The organism is Geobacter sp. PheSNFMC (genome assembly GCF_059620965.1).
This window is the reverse complement of sequence record NZ_JCAMRN010000082.1, coordinates 1-15707: the sequence shown is the minus strand read 5'-3', so window position 1 is coordinate 15707 and position 15707 is coordinate 1. Positions and strand designations below refer to the sequence as shown.

The 15707-nt window shown below is 61.0% G+C and carries 14 protein-coding genes; 10 read left to right on the top strand and 4 right to left on the bottom strand.

What is annotated here, in order from left to right:
- On the top strand, window positions 1-719 hold a 719-nt coding region (locus tag AC6CDK_RS15735; RefSeq protein WP_496639907.1), incomplete at its 5' end, for a TIGR04282 family arsenosugar biosynthesis glycosyltransferase.
- Here the strand turns inward: AC6CDK_RS15735 and ilvA are convergent.
- Entirely contained in the window at window positions 670-1878 is a 1209-nt protein-coding gene (ilvA, locus tag AC6CDK_RS15730) for a threonine ammonia-lyase (protein ID WP_039642695.1), read from the bottom strand. The genes AC6CDK_RS15735 and ilvA overlap by 50 nt on opposite strands.
- Before the next feature lie 21 nt (window positions 1879-1899).
- On the bottom strand, window positions 1900-2895 hold the full coding sequence (locus AC6CDK_RS15725; RefSeq protein WP_039642698.1) for a cation diffusion facilitator family transporter: 996 nt from the start codon (window positions 2893-2895) through the stop codon (window positions 1900-1902).
- Between the two features lie 158 nt (window positions 2896-3053).
- Here AC6CDK_RS15725 and trxB point away from each other — a divergent pair, with 158 nt between their 5' ends.
- The 9 genes from trxB (at window position 3054) to AC6CDK_RS15680 (ending at window position 12849) form a co-directional block, all read left to right on the top strand.
- A complete protein-coding gene (gene trxB, locus AC6CDK_RS15720) occupies window positions 3054-4004 on the top strand; it encodes a thioredoxin-disulfide reductase (protein WP_039642700.1) in 951 nt (316 codons plus the stop codon).
- Between the two features lie 5 nt (window positions 4005-4009).
- Window positions 4010-5539 carry a YifB family Mg chelatase-like AAA ATPase gene (locus AC6CDK_RS15715; RefSeq protein WP_039642702.1) on the top strand — a complete coding sequence of 510 codons (1530 nt, stop codon included), beginning with the start codon at window positions 4010-4012 and terminating at the stop codon, window positions 5537-5539.
- A gap of 185 nt (window positions 5540-5724) precedes the next feature.
- On the top strand, window positions 5725-6327 hold the full coding sequence (locus tag AC6CDK_RS15710) for a TetR/AcrR family transcriptional regulator (protein ID WP_039642703.1): 603 nt from the start codon (window positions 5725-5727) through the stop codon (window positions 6325-6327).
- 116 nt (window positions 6328-6443) lie between these two features.
- Window positions 6444-7772: a TolC family protein gene (locus AC6CDK_RS15705; protein ID WP_192904914.1), complete on the top strand. Its 1329-nt coding sequence runs from the start codon at window positions 6444-6446 to the stop codon at window positions 7770-7772.
- Complete coding sequence (locus AC6CDK_RS15700) at window positions 7769-8752, top strand: HlyD family secretion protein (RefSeq protein ID WP_039642707.1); 984 nt, start codon at window positions 7769-7771, stop codon at window positions 8750-8752. Before AC6CDK_RS15705 ends, AC6CDK_RS15700 begins: the two co-directional genes overlap by 4 nt.
- A 10-nt stretch (window positions 8753-8762) precedes the next feature.
- Window positions 8763-9692 (top strand): ABC transporter ATP-binding protein, encoded by a 930-nt coding sequence (locus AC6CDK_RS15695; RefSeq protein ID WP_039642710.1) that lies wholly within the window; start codon window positions 8763-8765, stop codon window positions 9690-9692.
- Window positions 9689-10615, top strand: a complete 927-nt coding sequence (locus AC6CDK_RS15690) for an ABC transporter ATP-binding protein (protein WP_039642712.1) — start codon at window positions 9689-9691, stop codon at window positions 10613-10615. Before AC6CDK_RS15695 ends, AC6CDK_RS15690 begins: the two co-directional genes overlap by 4 nt.
- Window position 10616: 1 nt before the next feature.
- Window positions 10617-11726 carry an ABC transporter permease gene (locus AC6CDK_RS15685; protein WP_039642714.1) on the top strand — a complete coding sequence of 370 codons (1110 nt, stop codon included), beginning with the start codon at window positions 10617-10619 and terminating at the stop codon, window positions 11724-11726.
- A gap of 1 nt (window position 11727) precedes the next feature.
- The gene (locus AC6CDK_RS15680; RefSeq protein ID WP_192904913.1) at window positions 11728-12849 is read left to right on the top strand and encodes an ABC transporter permease; all 1122 of its coding nucleotides are present in this window, start codon (window positions 11728-11730) and stop codon (window positions 12847-12849) included.
- Between the two features lie 202 nt (window positions 12850-13051).
- Here the strand turns inward: AC6CDK_RS15680 and AC6CDK_RS15675 are convergent, their stop codons facing one another.
- Both AC6CDK_RS15675 and AC6CDK_RS15670 read right to left on the bottom strand, forming a co-directional pair.
- The gene (locus tag AC6CDK_RS15675) at window positions 13052-14374 is read right to left on the bottom strand and encodes a cbb3-type cytochrome c oxidase subunit I (protein WP_192904912.1); all 1323 of its coding nucleotides are present in this window, start codon (window positions 14372-14374) and stop codon (window positions 13052-13054) included.
- Between the two features lie 12 nt (window positions 14375-14386).
- Window positions 14387-15088 carry a cytochrome c gene (locus AC6CDK_RS15670; RefSeq protein ID WP_039642720.1) on the bottom strand — a complete coding sequence of 234 codons (702 nt, stop codon included), beginning with the start codon at window positions 15086-15088 and terminating at the stop codon, window positions 14387-14389.
- Between the last annotated feature and the right edge of the window lie 619 nt (window positions 15089-15707).

Sequence of the window (15707 nt, the reverse complement as noted above, 5' to 3'; positions counted from 1 at the left end):
CTGTTCATGAGCCTTCAGCCATGTCAAAAGCTCTGATGGTATTCGCCAAAAGGCCCATGGCCGGCCGGGTGAAGACACGGCTGACGCCGCCCCTCTCTCCCGGGGACGCCGCTGAGCTCTACCGGCGGATGCTTCTGGATATCCTTGCCACGTGTGCCCGAATGGCCGGCGTGGCTCTCCTGCTCTTCTACGAGCCGGGAGAGGGGAATGGACATTTCTTTGCAGAGACAGCTCCGGGGTGGGCATGTCGTGCCCAGGAGGGGGATGATCTGGGGGCGCGGCTCGATTCGGCCTTCCGGGTCGCTTTCGATGAGGGGTATGGTGAAGTTGCCGTGATCGGCACCGACTCCCCCGATCTGCCCGAGGAGTACGTGCGGCTGGCGTTCGAGCTGCTGGGTCGCCCCACGGTGGATGCGGTCTATGGTCCCTCGGAGGACGGCGGCTACTACCTGCTGGCCTTGAAGCGGTACCTGCCGGAGCTTTTCCGCCACATCCCCTGGTCCACGGGGGAGGTGCTGGAGCAGTCGCTGGCGCGGGCCGAGGCGGCAGGCGTGCGGGTCGAGCTTCTTCCTGTCTGGTATGATGTGGATACCGCCGCCGACCTGCGGCGTCCCGGGCTGGCCGGGGCCGGCGCAACGGCACCGCTTACGGCGGAATTCGTTTCCGGCCTTATTTCAGCACATCCACCAGATACCCAACCCCCTGCAGGTGAGAGATAACCTCCTGAATGTGCTCGAACCCCCGGGTCTCCAGCTCGATGAGGACCTCGGTCTTGCCGATGGGGAGCGATTTCGAGCGCCGGTCATGGGTGATGATGGAGATGTTGGCTTTCGCCTCGGCGATTTCCGTGGCAAGGCGCGCCAGGGCGCCGGGGAGATCGTCCAGTTCCACCTTCAGTTTCAGGTAGCGCCCGGCAGCCACCAGACCCCGTTCCACCACCACCGAGATGGTCTTCACGTCGATATTTCCGCCCGACAGGACGCAGACCGTTTTCCCCGAGAGCTCCGCCACGCGCCGGTTGAGAAGCGCGGCCAGCGGGACGGCCCCGGCCCCCTCGACCAGGAGTTTCGTTCGCTCCAGCAGCGCCACGATGGCGAGGGCGATCTCCTCCTCTTCCACCAGGACCACCTCGTCCACCAAGTCCCTGATGATGGGAAAGGTGTTCACCCCGGGCTTCTTGACCGCAATGCCGTCGGCCAGGGTGACCGTCACGGGCACTTGGGCGATCTTCCCCTTTTGCAGCGAATAGTGGGCCGATGGGGCCGCTGCCGTTTCCACGCCGATGATCCGCACCTGGGGATGGGTCTCCCTGATGGCCGTGGCGATGCCCGCGATGAGGCCACCGCCGCCGATGGGGACGAGGATGTTGGCCACATCGGGAAGCTCCTGGAGAATCTCCAGGCCGATGGTGCCTTGACCGGCCATCACGAGCGGATCGTCGAAGGGGTGGACGAAAAGGGCGCCCCGTTCCTCCTGGGCCTGGACCGCCGCAGCGTACGCCTCGTCGAAGTTGCGGCCGGTGAGCACCACTTCGGCGCCGTAGTCCCGGGTGGCAAAGACCTTCTGCGGCGGCGTGCTTTCCGGCATGAACACCGTGGACGGCACTCCCAGCAGGTCGGCCGAGAACGCGACTCCCTGGGCATGGTTGCCGGCAGAAGCGGTAATGACGCCTTTTGCCAGGGCATCCCGCGGCTGCGCCGTCATGAAGTTCAGGGCGCCTCGGATCTTGAAGGCACCGGTGCGCTGGAGGTTCTCGCACTTGAAGTAGATCGGGACTCCCAGTTTCTCGCTGAAGTGATGGGAGTGGATGAGCTCGGTGCGGCGGACCCGCTTCCTGAGCCGGTCGTCGGCTTCCTGGATCAGTGTGTAGGGGAGCATTGGGATTGCGCCTCCGGCCTGCTAGTGTGAATGCCCGTGATGATGTTCGTGGGGGCCGTGGGTGCAGTGCACATGGGAGTGGCTATGGTCGTCATGGCTCTGGCCGTGGCGCGGCCGGTGCCGGAGGTCCTTGATGACCGGCCCGTCCACGCAGCGGGTGCACTCGGCCTGGAGGGTCGTGTGGGTGATGTGGTACCGCTCGAGGAGCAGTTGTTCGATCTGCCGTAGAACCTCGGCCTGCCGTTCCTTGTACTCGGGCTTCACGTCCACGTGGGCGGACAGCGCCAGAATATGGGAGCAGATGGTCCAGATGTTCATCTGGTGAACGGCATTGACCCCTTCCACGCCGGCCATCTCGTCGGCCACCTGCCGTGTGCTCATCCCCCGGGGGACTCCCTCCAGCAGGATGTGCGACGCCTCCCGCAGCACCCGCCACGAGCCCGCGAAGATGACGCAGCCGATGCCGATGGAGATGAGGGCATCCAAGACGTACCAACCGGTGAAGTAAATGATGAGGCCGCCGACGATGACCCCCACCGAAGCCGCCGCGTCGCCCACTACGTGAAGGAAAGCGCTACGGACGTTCAGGTCGTCGTGGGAGTGCCCATGGAGGGCCGTGGCCGAAATGAGGTTCATCACCAGGCCCAGGGTGGCGATGAGCAGCATCGGAAGGCTTTTTACCTCTTCCGGGTGAAGCAGCCGTCCCGCTGCCTCGTAAAAGATGCCCAGCGCCATGAGAAAGACCGTGGCGCCGTTGATGAACGAGGCAAAAACTTCCGCCCGGTGCCAGCCGAAGGTCCGGGTATCGCTGGCGGGGTATGAGGCGAGCTTGATGGCGGCCAGCGACAGCACCAGGGCGAAGAGGTCGAGAAACACATGGGCCGCGTCCGACAGGAGCGCGAGCGAGTTGGTCCAGATGCCGCCGGCCACTTCCGCCACGAGGGTCAGGGTCGTCAGGGCGATGGCATATTTCAGCCGTCCGGCAATGCTTCTGTCCAGATGAGAGTCTGCGTGCATCAGAGGTCTCCCGGGGCGGCACCACTTTGTGGGGGTCGCTTGTCGGCGAAGTGTATCAAAGCGCCGACAGGCCGGTCAATGGTAAAGAACCCGTCTACGCTTGCAATTCCCCAAGGTTGCTGGTATCTTGTCGCGATAGTTTTTTGGAGGACGTTAATATGCAAACAGCCCACCATCGTCTCCTGATTCTCGGCTCCGGCCCGGCCGGCTACACCGCCGCCGTCTACGCGGCCCGCGCCAACCTGAGTCCAGCCCTCATCACCGGGCTCCAGCAGGGCGGCCAGCTCATGACCACCACCGAGGTGGACAACTGGCCCGGCGACCCGGACGGAATCCTCGGCCCGGATCTCATGGACCGGATGCGGCGCCATGCCGAGCGCTTCAACACCGCCATGATCTATGATCATATCCATACCGCCAATCTGCGGGAGCGCCCGTTCCGGCTCGAAGGGGATTCCGGTATCTACACCTGCGATGCGCTCATCATTGCCACCGGTGCGTCGGCACGTTATCTCGGGCTTCCTTCCGAAGAGGCGTTCAAGGGCAAAGGCGTATCCGCCTGCGCCACCTGCGACGGTTTTTTCTACCGCGGAAAGGCGGTGGCGGTCATTGGCGGCGGCAACACGGCCGTTGAAGAGGCCCTCTACCTCTCAAACATCGCCAGCCACGTCACGCTCGTCCATCGGCGCGACAAGCTGAGGGCCGAGAAAATTCTGGCCGACAAGCTGATCGAAAAGACCCGCGGCGGCAACGTCACCATCGAGTGGAACCACGTCCTGGATGACGTCCTCGGCGACCAGGCTGGGGTGACCGGCGTCCGCATCCGCCATGCGGACGGATCGACCAAGGAGATCGATGTCCACGGATGTTTCATCGCCATCGGGCATACTCCTAACACTCACCTTTTCGAGGGACAGTTGGAGATGGACGAGGGGTATATCCGTACCCAGTGCGGGGCCGAGGGGAACTTCACCGCCACGAGCATTCCCGGCGTCTTCGCCGCCGGCGACGTCCAGGACCGGCATTACCGCCAAGCGGTCACCTCCGCCGGAACCGGCTGCATGGCCGCCCTTGACGCCGAGCGCTACCTGGATATGCTCAAGCCCTGACCGCCATGCTCGCCAAAGCCCTCTCCAGCGCCCTGCTCGGGATCGACGCCGTCATCGTCGACGTGGAGGTGGACATCTCGCCGGGGCTTCCCCAGTTCGCCACCGTCGGCCTCCCCGACGGGGCGGTCAAGGAAAGCAAGGACCGGGTCAAGTCGGCCCTCAAGAACGCCGGGTACGATTTCCCGCCCCGGAAGATAACCGTCAACCTGGCGCCTGCTGACCTGAAAAAGGAGGGTGCCGCCTTCGATCTGCCCATCTCCGTCGGGATCCTCGCCGCCACCGGTGCCGTGAAAGATGAGCGGCTGAAGAAGTATCTCCTGCTGGGAGAGCTCTCCCTGGACGGAATCATCAAGCCCGTGCGCGGTTGTCTTTCGGTGGCCGTGGCAGCGCGCACCGCAGGGCTGGCGGGCATCATCGTCCCCCGGGAGAACGCGCCGGAGGGCGCGGTGGTGGCGGGCATCGACGTCATCGGTGTGTCGGAGCTGGCCGAGGTGGTCGAGTTTCTGAATGGCGAGCGGCGTATCGACCCCCATCGGGTCGATGTGGCGGAGCTCTTCGAGCGCAACGCCGGGACCGGCGACGATTTCGCCGAGGTGAAGGGGCAGGAGCACGCCAAGCGCGCCCTGGAAGTGGCTGCAGCCGGGTCGCACAACCTCCTCATGATCGGACCGCCGGGCTCCGGCAAAACCATGCTCGCCCGCCGGATCCCCACCATTCTCCCCAGGATGTCCTTCGAAGAGGCCATCGAGACAACCAAGGTGTACAGCATAACCGGACTGCTGGACCGGGAGCATGCTCTCATCGCCCAAAGGCCGTTTCGCAGCCCCCACCACACCGTTTCCGACATCGGGTTGATCGGCGGAGGCAATACGCCCCGCCCCGGCGAGGTCTCCCTTTCCCATTACGGCGTGTTATTTCTGGATGAGCTTCCCGAATTCAAGAAGAATGTCCTCGAGGTCTTGCGGCAGCCTCTCGAGGATGGCAAGGTGACGATTTCGCGGGCGCTCATGTCGCTCACCTACCCGTCGCGCTTCATGCTCGTGGCAGCCATGAATCCCTGCAAGTGCGGTCAGCGCGGCGAAAATTCAACTGGTTGCACCTGTACTCCCCGGGAGGTTCATCAATATCGTTCAAGGATTTCCGGTCCCCTTCTCGACCGGATCGACATCCACATCGAGGTGCCGGCAGTCAGGTATCGCGACCTGGCTGACCGGGCCGAGGGAGAGAGTTCAGCGGAAATCGTCACGAGGGTGGAGCGGGCGCGGGAGATTCAACTGGAGCGCTTCAAGGGGACCAAGGTCCATTGCAACGCCCACATGGCGCCGCGTCAGATCAGGAAGTTCTGCGAGCCGGACGCCGGCGGTCACCGGCTCCTTGAAGTGGTGACGGAAAAGCTCGGCTTCTCCGCCCGGGCTTACACGCGGATTCTTAAGGTGGCGAGAACAATCGCCGACCTAGAAGGGACTGAGTCGATCCGCGAGCAGCACATCGCCGAGGCGATCCAGTACAGGAGCTTGGATCGTAAGACGTTTTGATCTGCGCACGGGTCTGGAGCCCCTCATCTCTTTTCCGGGGCACGGAGGGTGGACATGATGGCTGTCATTCTTTTGAGCCAGATGATTCCCGTAAAAATTGACTTACATCAAAGAAATCCTTTTATTGCTGCACTAGAGTGGCGGTATAAGTGAGTGCTCACTTGCAAGATGGGGAAGGAAACGGCATGGCTGTAAGAAGGAGAGAGAGTACCGAGGTAAGGCAGCAGCAGATAACCGACGCAGCTTTGCAGGTTATCGGGAAAAAGGGAATAGCCGGTTCGACAACGGCGGAGATCGCTTCTGTGGTCGGTATTTCCGAAGGGAACCTTTACCGGCACTTCAAGGGTAAGGAAGATATCATCGGGTCGGTAATCGATAAGATCGGGAGGGACTTGGCGTCAATCCTCGAAGTCGCTGCAACTGTGGATGATCCGGTAAAAAAGCTGGAAGAAATCTTCAGGCGTCATCTCGCGTACATCGAAGAGCACGTCGGCATTCCCCGCACCATCTTTTCTGAAGAGGTCCTGGTGTTGAACGAGGGCCTCAGGACAAAGGTCAGGAACAATCTCATGAATTATTCCCATGGGATCCGCGCCATCATCGAAAGGGGGCAAGAGGCGGGTGCAATCAACAGGGAAATGGATGCGCATGCCGTTGCCAGCATGTTCATTGGCACGATCAATTTTACCGCCATACGATGGGTGATGAATAACTTTTCTCCAAAACTGACTGATGAGGCGGAAAGCCTCTGGGGGACCTTTGCAAAGCTCATAACCCACAGCACGTGAGATCATGTCAGAGTATTTTTTTTGCTCTATAGAAAGTGAGTGCTCACTTTTGCGGAGGGGTGCTGACTGTCCCTCGCCTTTGAAGGTTGTTCAGGGATGTTGCCGAGGAGATGCGCATGAAAAAGATGGCGATTTTGTTCTGGATGATTCTGCTGCCGGCAGGGGCTTTTGCCCAAGGCGGTGCTCCTTCCTATTCCCTTGTCCAGGTGATCGAATTCGCACTGAAGAATGAACCCAGGCTTATTGCTCTGGGCAAGGATGTGGAGGCGGCAAGCTACGGGATCAAGGCAGCAAAAGGAGAGCGGTGGCCAAAGATCGACCTGGGAGCGGGTGTGACCCGTTATCGCTATGCCGCCCCACTACGTCCCATTTCAGGCGCGCCAGTAGCAGGAGGTAGCGGTTTTCCCCCCTTTGACAAAGACGTTTACAACGCGGAAGTAACCCTGAAAATCCCCATCTACCGGGGCGGGCGTCTGGTGAAAAACGTAGAGATCGCCGAGATAAACAGATTGATAGCAGAACGGTCCTGGTACCAGGAGAGGCAGGAGTTGGTTTTCAATCTGACGAGTGTCTATTGCAAGATTCTGGAGCTGGAGGCTCTTCTCAATGCCCTCGGGCAGAATGTGCGGCAACTCGAAGAGCACCGGCGGGTCACTGAGCAGTTTGTCAAGGCAGGCACGGCGGCGCAGGTGGACCTCATGAAGACCGATGTGGAACTCGCCCATGCCCGCCAGCAGGTGCTGGCGACGCAGAACGCCATTGCCGCTGCCCAAGAGCTCATCCGGTCGCTCATGGGGGTGGACGAAACCTTCCCGCAATTCACCGTGACCGCCGACCTTCCGCCCGACAAGGAGTATCCGGGTGAAGACGAGGGGCTCAAGGCCGCCCTGCGGCAGCGTCCCGACTACCTTAAGGTGAAGGCGCGGACGGAGCTCTTCCAGGCACGGCTCGATCAGGTCAAGGGGAAACGCCTCCCCTCCGTGGATGTGGCGGGGGAATACGGGGAAAAGGGAGGGGACGCCTTCTCTTTCAAGGAGAACTGGAACATTGGCCTGCGGCTTTCCTATCCCCTCTTTGACGGCGGAATAACGCGGGCTGAGATCAACAGGGGCACTGTGGAGCTGGAACGGTCCAGCGAAGAGCTCCGCGCTGTGCGACTTCTGATCGTCCGGGAGGTCAAAGAGGCGTATCTCGCCGTAACCGATGCGGAGAAGAGGCTTTCCGTGGCCAAGGAGGCGATCTCCCTGGCAGAGGAGAACCTGCGGGTGGAGCAGTTGAAGTATGAAACCGGCGCCGGGACGACCAGTGACGTGATCGACGCCCAGACTGCGCTGCTGCGGGCCCAGACCGATCGCCACCAGGCCTCTTACGACCTCGTGACGGCAAAGGCAGCTCTGGACAAGGCGCTGGGAAGCGACATAAACGGGGAGGTGGCTTCACGATGAAGAGGAAAGCGATAATCCTTGGCCTGGTGGCCGTCATTGCGGGCATTACCGCATTTCTGACGCTCCGGGGGGAAAAGGACGATGCCGGCTCCCTGGTCAGCTCGGGGAATGTGGAGGTGACCGAGGTGGACCTCGGTTTCAAGGCCCCCGGCAGGGTGGAAAGGCTTCTGACCGACGAGGGAAGGAACGTGGCGGCAGGGGAGACAGTGGCAACCCTGGACCGCTCGGAACTTCTGCGCCAGATGGAAGCGCAACAGGCGGTAATCGACTCCACCAGCGCCAGGCTTCTTGAGCTCAGGCAAGGTTCCCGCCCCCAGGAAAAACGTGGGGCCCGGGCAATGACCGCCTCTGCCTCCGCCGACTTGGAAAAAGCGCAAAAGGACTTCGAGCGGGCCGAGATGCTCTTTGGAAACGGCGCCATCTCCGGCCAGCAGCGGGACGCCGCCAAGCGTGCCTTCGAGGTGGCCACGGCGCAGCACGACCATGCGCTGCAAAACGAGAGCTTGGTGAGGGAAGGGCCGCGCCTGGAGACGATACGGGGTGCAGAAGCCCAGGTGCGGCAGGCCAAGGCGCAGCTCGCGGTCTATCGGGAGCAACTGGCGGACATGGAGCTGAAAACGCCGGTGAAAGGGGTTGTCCTCAGGAAAAACGTGGAGGGGGGCGAAACCGTTACCGCCGGGACCCCCATCTTCACCGTTGGCGACCTGGAGCATCCCTGGGTGAAGATCTACGTGAAGGAGGACAAGCTGGGGCTGGTCAAGCTTGGCCAGAAGGCGGAGGTGACGGTCGACACCTATCCGGGGAAGACGTTTGAGGGGGTGGTGACCTACATCTCTCCGGAGGCGGAGTTCACCCCGAAGAATGTGCAGACCCAGGAGGAGCGGGTAAAGCTCGTCTTCGGCATCAAGGTGAACGTGGACAACCCGAACCAGGAGTTGAAGCCGGGGATGCCCGCGGACGTGAGGATCAGGCTGAGGTAGAGGTTGAACAATGGATAACAGTGATGCCTTGGCCATAAAAACGGACGCACTCACCAGGACATTCGGTGAGACTACGGCGGTCGACGGCCTCTCCCTGGAGATCAAAAAGGGGGAGCTTTTCGGACTCGTCGGGCCTGATGGCGCCGGGAAAACGACTACCATGCGCCTCTTGACCGCGATCATGGAACCAACCTCCGGGAATGCATGGGTGGCGGGGCACTCGATCCTGAAGGAAGGGGAACGGATCAAGGAGCGGATCGGCTACATGTCCCAGCGCTTCGGCCTCTACGAAGACCTCACCGTCATGGAGAACATCGTCTTCTACGCCGATCTCTACGATGTGCCCCAGAAGGAGCGGCCCGCGCGGATCGAACGACTTCTGGGATTTTCCAACCTCACCCCCTTCAAGGGGAGGCTCGCCGGGAAACTCTCCGGCGGGATGAAGCAGAAGCTGGGGCTCGCCTGCGCCCTCATCCATACCCCGGAAGTCCTCTTCCTCGACGAGCCGACCAACGGGGTCGATCCGGTCTCGCGCCGCGACTTCTGGCGGATTCTCTACGACCTACTCAAGGACGGGATCACCATCTTCGTCTCCACCGCCTACCTGGACGAGGCGGAGCGCTGTACGCGGGTCGGCCTCATGCACCGGGGGAGTATCCTCGTCGATGACGTCCCCGCCAGAATCAAGGGGTCACTCGGCATTCCCATGGTGGAGCTCTGGACCGCCGGGGCGCGGCAGGCGGAGGAGATCGTAAGGGGGGTCGACGGGGTGCGAAGCGTGAGCATCTACGGTGACAGGCTCCACGTCGCCCTGGAGCGGAGCGAAGTCGCGGGGCGGGTCCTTGGGAAGCTGAAGGGCGAAGGGATCGAGGTGCGGGAACAGCGGGCAATCCTTCCTTCCCTGGAGGACGTCTTCATCGCCATGGTGGAGGGGAAATGAACGAAAGCGGCACCGCAGTGGCGTTCGAGGGGTTGACCCGTGTTTTCGGCGACTTTACCGCAGTGGACCGGATAAGCCTCAGCATCGCGAAGGGGGAAATCTTCGGCTTTCTGGGCCCCAACGGGGCAGGCAAGTCCACCACCATCAAGATGCTTTGCGGTCTTCTCGCCCCCTCCGCCGGGAAAGGGCGGGTTGGCGGCTTTGACATCATGACCGAGGCGGAGGAGATCAAGAAGACCATTGGCTACATGTCGCAAAAGTTTTCCCTTTACGAAGACCTCACCGTGGAGGAGAACATCAACTTCTTCAGCGGCATCTACCGTGTGCCGAGAGAGAAGAAGCAGGAGCGGAAGGAGTGGGTCCTGGAGATGGCGGGGATCGCCGATAAGCGGGGCGCCCTGACGCGGACCCTCTCCGGCGGGTTCAAGCAGAGGCTGGCGCTCGGCTGCGCCATCCTCCACGAGCCTTCCATCATCTTTCTCGACGAGCCGACTTCCGGGGTGGACCCCATCTCGCGCCGCAATTTCTGGCGGCTCATCTACACCATGGCACGGGAGGGGAAAACGATCTTCGTTACTACCCACTACATGGACGAGGCAGAGTACTGCGACCGGCTCGCCCTCATCTACCGCGGGAGGATCGTGGCCCAGGGGATGCCCGGCGAGCTGAAGCAGGAGTTCATGACGCGGGACGTTCTGGAGATAGAGGCCAGCCGGCTGGTTGAGGGGATGGAAACCCTTTACCGGCACGGGATTGAGACAGCCATCTTTGGCAGCGTCCTCCATGCCACCGTGGAGGATGCGGAGGAGGCAATCCCGCGGATTAAAGGGCTCCTCGAGGGGGCGGGGATACGGGTAGAACGGATCGAGCGGATCGTCCCGTCCCTGGAGGACGTTTTTGTCGCACTCATTGAGGTTTCCTGACATGAAACTATCCCGCGTCCGCGCAATCGCGAAAAAAGAGCTGATCCAGGTCCTGCGCGACCCATTGAGCCTTGCCATGGCGTTCCTCATGCCGGTGATCCTCCTCCTTATCTTCGGTTACGCCATCACCATGGACGTGAACAACCTGCGGACCGTAGTCTACGATATGGACAGAAGCAGCTTCAGCCGGGAGCTGGTTGCCCAGTTCCGTGAGTCCGGGTACTTCACGGTCATCGAAAGCGTGGAGCGGCACGGCGGGATCGACACCTCCCTCGATATGAGCCGGGGACAGGTGGCGCTCTGGATACCGGCGGACTTCTCCGAGAACCTGCGGCGGGGAAAGCGTGCTGAACTCCAGGCGGTCGTGGACGGGAGCGACTCCAACACCGCCACCATCGCCCTAGGCTACGTCGAAGCGGTGACGGAGCGTTTCAGCCAGCGGATCAAGGGGGGGCTCATTACCCCACCCATCGACACCCGGGTCAGGGTCTGGTACAACTCCGAGCTGAAGTCGCGGAACTACATCATCCCTGGTCTCATTGCCGTAATCATGGCTGTTATCGCGGCGCTTCTCACCTCCCTTACCATTGCCCGTGAGTGGGAGCGGGGAACCATGGAACAACTCATTTCCACGCCGGTGAAGACCCCGGAGCTGATTGCCGGGAAGCTCGTCCCCTATTTCTTCATCGGTTTCATCGACGTAGCCCTCTCTGTGGCAATGGCGGTCTTTCTCTTCGGGGTCCCGCTGCGGGGAAGCCTCCTCCTCCTTGCCCTCATCTCCTCCATCTTCCTCTTCGGCGGCTTGAGTCTGGGGATCCTGATCTCGGTTGTCGCCCGCTCCCAACTCGTGGCGAGCCAGATCGCCATGGTGGTGACTTTTCTCCCCGCCTTTCTCCTCTCAGGGTTCATGTACGCCATCGCCAACATGCCGTTGCCGCTGCAGAACATGACAAGGGTCATCCCGGCCCGCTATTTCGTCTCGGTCCTGAAGGGGATATTCCTGAAGGGGAACACGCTCGGGCTGCTGGCGACGGAGACCCTCATCCTCACCCTGTTCGGCGTCGTGGTGTTTGCCCTGGCCAACCGAAAGTTCAAGAAAAGGATCGTCTGAGATGTTCGAACGGATCAAAGAGATGGTGATCAAGGAGTTCAGCCAAGTCTTCCGGGACCGGCGGATGAAGGCGATCATTTTCGTCACCCCCATCATGCAGCTCTTGGTGTTCGGTTACGCGGTTACCACCGACGTGAAGAACATCGCCACCGCCTACTATGACCTGGACCGCTCGTTCGAATCGCGTGAGCTTGCCCGCAGGCTGGAGGCGTCAGGGTACTTTACGATCACCTCCACCCCTGCCGCTGCCACAGAGACCCGGGAACTCCTCGACCGGGGAACGGTCCTCGCCGCCATCCAGGTGAACCGGGGGTTTGCCCGGGACCTCTCCCGGGGAATTCCCACCTCCGTGCAGGTGATCGTGGACGGGACCGACTCAAACACCGCCACTGTCGCCATGGACTACGCCAGCCGGGTCATTGCCGGGTACGGCAAGGAGAGGGGAAAGGAGGTCTTTCTCCACGGGGCCGTGAAGCCGGCGCGGGTCGATCTCCGCACCAGGGCCTGGTACAATCCGGACCTGCGGAGCAGGAACTACAACGTGCCGGGGGTCATCGCCATCATCATCATGCTTACCTGCTTGCTGCTGACCGCCATGGCGGTGGTGCGGGAGCGGGAGATCGGGACCATGGAACAGTTGATGGTTACGCCGTTGAGACCGGTGGAGCTGATACTTGGGAAGACCATTCCCTTTGCCATAATCAGCTTCTTCGACATGTTCCTGGTTACGCTGGTGGGGGTCTTCTGGTTCGATATCCCCATCAAGGGGGCGATTCCTCTCCTTGTCCTCTCCACGGCGATTTACCTCCTGTCGGTGCTGGGGGTGGGACTCTTCATCTCCACCATATCCAGAACCCAGCAGCAGGCGCTCATGGCCACCTTTCTCTTTTACATCCCGGCGGTTCTTCTCTCTGGCTTCATGTTCCCCATCGAGAACATGCCGACAGTTATCCAGTATGGAACCTACCTGAACCCGCTCCGCTATTTCCTCGTCATCATCCGCGGGATTTTTCTGAAGGGAAATGGGTTCAGTATTCTCTGGCCGCAGATGGCCCTCCTCCTCGCGCTGGGGATAGTAGTGATAACGACCAGTTCCCTGCGCTTCCGGAAGCGGCTCGGGTGAGCATTGCGATGAGGGCGCATAATGCGTCAGGCTCGCCGGAAGCTGAAGCCGGCGCAGGGGGAAACGGGCGCTGGAAGGCACCAGGCAGATCCTCTGGGACAGCAGTGAATCCGCTCCATTTCCCCGTGGAAATCTTGGCTGCGGAACACATCAGCCAGGCACACGCAGCATGATCTGGAATAACGTACCGAACTAAGCCGAACTAGAGCTCTGCCGCCTTCGGGAAAAGCAGGTCGAATACGGTGATCACCACGCCGGCCAGAAAGAAGACCCCCAGCACTAACGTTACCGCCATCCAGAGCCACATGTAGGACTGGGCGGTCATGTACCCCATGCCGAGAACCCGTTCCAGGTAGCTCTGCAGGACGCCGGCGATACCGAAGGTGAGCCCCATCAGCATCATGGCGCTGCACATGGTCCAGAACCCCAGCTTGGCGCGGGTCGGTTTGTAGATCCCGATTCCTTTCAGACGCGGCATGGCGTAGTAGAAAACCATGAGATTCAAAAGCGCGTAGGCGCCGAAGAAGGCCAGGTGGCCGTGGGAAACCGTCACTTGGGAGCCGTGGGTGTAGTAGTTGATCTGGGGCAGGGTATGGGCAAAGCCCCAGATGCCGGCCCCGATCAGGTGCAGAACCGCGCACCCCACGGCAATGGTCCAGGTATGGGGATTGACGATCTGCGTCTTGCGGTGGCGAACATGGTTCATGGTGTCGATGACCATGAGCAGGATCGGCAACGGTTCCAGGGCCGAGAAAATGCCGCCGACCCAGAGCCAGTATGTTGGTGCGCCGATCCAGTAGTAGTGGTGGCCGGTGCCGGCGATGCCGGTGAAGAGGAAGAGCCCGACCTCAATGTAAAGCCATTTTTCCACCACCTGGCGGTCCACTCCGGTGAGCCGCATCAGGACGAACGCCATGATGGCTCCGGTCACCAGCTCCCATGCCCCCTCGACCCAGAGATGGATCACCCACCACCAGTAGTACCAGTCGATCACCTCGTTGCTGTAAAAGGGGATGCCGAACAGGTAGAGCAGCGCCAGGAAGACAAGCCCGCCCAGGAGAGTACCCTGGATGGCGGTCCAGCGCCGGGCCAGGAACATGGTCATGCCGACGTTGAAAAGGAACACCAGTGCGCCGATGACCACGACTATGTCGAGAGGCCGGGGTATCTCCAGCAGCGGCCTCCCCTGGATCCAGCCAAAGGCGAAGCCGACCAGGGCGACCACACCGGTTGCCACCAGCGCCACTAACTGAAACCAGGCCAGCCCCGGCGACCAGATCTCGGAACCGGTTTCCTCCGGCACGATGTAGTAGGTACCCCCCATGAAGCCGAGCAGCATCCAGAGCACCAGGAGATTGGTGTGCATGGCCCTGGCAGTGGCAAAGGGGAAAACATCGACAATCGACTGCGGGATGGTGAAGACGTAGTTGGAAATGAGCCAGAGCCCCATGATCACTTGAAGGACAAAGAGGAGCAGGGCGATGGTGAAATACCAGTTGGCGATTCTCTGCGATTTGTACACCATGACGGCCTCCTCCTATTTCAGGTTACCCAGGAAATCCGCCAGCTCTTCCAGTTCCCGATCGGAGAGATCGGTCTGCGGCGGCATTTTTGCGTCGGGGTTTACGCTTTTGGGGGCGCGGACATAGTGCTCGATCTGCTCCACCGTCAGTCTGCGGCCGATGGTATCCAGCGCCGGGCCGAATGTGCCGCCGGTCCCGTGCAGGGAATGGCAGTTCATGCACCCCCTGGTCTGAAAAACCGCTGCTCCGGGAGAGACCGTCGCACCGAGCGCCAGGCGCTGTTCACTGCGGGAGAGGTGCTGCTTGCTGTCCTGGGGGGGCCAGTCGCCATTGTCGATCTCACCGACCCAGGAAAAAAAGGCCACCAGGCTCTCGATCTCCTGGGCGGAAACATGCTGTTGGGGCATTTTCCGCACCGATCTGGCAAAGGCCTGCTCCGGGCTCCCGACCCGGTAGCGGATACCGTCCGCTCCGACCCTCTGCACAACCTTGGTCAGATCGGGCGCGTAGTAACCGCCGAAGCCAAGGATGGTGTGACAGTCGTTACAGTTGTACTTTTCAAAAACCCGCTTGCCCGCAATCACGTTTTCCGAGAGTTTGTCGGCATGGGACAGGGCGGCCACCTGGCGATGGGTGTCCACTGTCAGGCCGAGAAAAAGAATTGCCGATGAAAGTGTACCTACCAGGAATATCCAGAAGGCAGTCTTCTTTGTCATACCGAGCCTCTCCTTTAGCGGGCATGTTCCTTCATGTCGCATGATCGCGGGCCGCGTATCCCTCGGCATCCTGGCCTCTTTCTGCGCCAGCGCTGTCGATCATCGGCACGTCAAGGGTGTCTCAATGGGCTGCGACAAGCCGCGGGGATTGCAACAGGGCAACGCCGTGGTGGTGACGCCGTTTGCTCCTTTCTGCCCGATACCATCAAGGAGCAGCCTTTGCTCGTTGCCGTTGCCGTGCTTTTCCGGAGTCTCACGCCGTTTTTTTCAGGCAGGTAAGCCATGTTTGCAAGTGAGCGACCGCTTGCAAAGTCTATCAGAAACTTTCCGGCCCGCAATGTTCTGGTGCGTTCAAAGTTCATTCGCCATATTCGCTTGCGGCTATCTCTCTGTGCGTTGGTTTCCCAGCCGACTGTACCAGTCGTATCCTCGCCGTGGACGGCACCGCCGTCGATCTGTGCCGGGCAGCGAACAGGCCCCGGAAGATCTCTCCGAATGTATCCGGCGCCTCAGTCTTGATCGCAACGCACTCTGGTCTTAGGGCAATTCCGTCCTTCACCTTGATCGCTCCAATCATCTGGTGTGCGTAAAGCTACTCCATGAATCATTAATGACTTTT

Excerpts from the sequence above, each read along its gene's own strand:
- AC6CDK_RS15680 (WP_192904913.1), top strand. The coding sequence starts at position 11,728 with ATGTTCGAACGGATCAAAGAGATGGTGATCAAGGAGTTCAGCCAAGTC.
- AC6CDK_RS15715 (WP_039642702.1), top strand. The coding sequence starts at position 4,010 with ATGCTCGCCAAAGCCCTCTCCAGCGCCCTGCTCGGGATCGACGCCGTC.
- AC6CDK_RS15700 (WP_039642707.1), top strand. The coding sequence starts at position 7,769 with ATGAAGAGGAAAGCGATAATCCTTGGCCTGGTGGCCGTCATTGCGGGC.
- AC6CDK_RS15670 (WP_039642720.1), bottom strand. The coding sequence starts at position 15,088 with ATGACAAAGAAGACTGCCTTCTGGATATTCCTGGTAGGTACACTTTCA.
- AC6CDK_RS15675 (WP_192904912.1), bottom strand. The coding sequence starts at position 14,374 with ATGGTGTACAAATCGCAGAGAATCGCCAACTGGTATTTCACCATCGCC.
- AC6CDK_RS15685 (WP_039642714.1), top strand. The coding sequence starts at position 10,617 with ATGAAACTATCCCGCGTCCGCGCAATCGCGAAAAAAGAGCTGATCCAG.
- AC6CDK_RS15725 (WP_039642698.1), bottom strand. The coding sequence starts at position 2,895 with ATGCACGCAGACTCTCATCTGGACAGAAGCATTGCCGGACGGCTGAAA.
- AC6CDK_RS15690 (WP_039642712.1), top strand. The coding sequence starts at position 9,689 with ATGAACGAAAGCGGCACCGCAGTGGCGTTCGAGGGGTTGACCCGTGTT.
- ilvA (WP_039642695.1), bottom strand. The coding sequence starts at position 1,878 with ATGCTCCCCTACACACTGATCCAGGAAGCCGACGACCGGCTCAGGAAG.
- AC6CDK_RS15710 (WP_039642703.1), top strand. The coding sequence starts at position 5,725 with ATGGCTGTAAGAAGGAGAGAGAGTACCGAGGTAAGGCAGCAGCAGATA.
- AC6CDK_RS15705 (WP_192904914.1), top strand. The coding sequence starts at position 6,444 with ATGAAAAAGATGGCGATTTTGTTCTGGATGATTCTGCTGCCGGCAGGG.
- AC6CDK_RS15695 (WP_039642710.1), top strand. The coding sequence starts at position 8,763 with ATGGATAACAGTGATGCCTTGGCCATAAAAACGGACGCACTCACCAGG.
- trxB (WP_039642700.1), top strand. The coding sequence starts at position 3,054 with ATGCAAACAGCCCACCATCGTCTCCTGATTCTCGGCTCCGGCCCGGCC.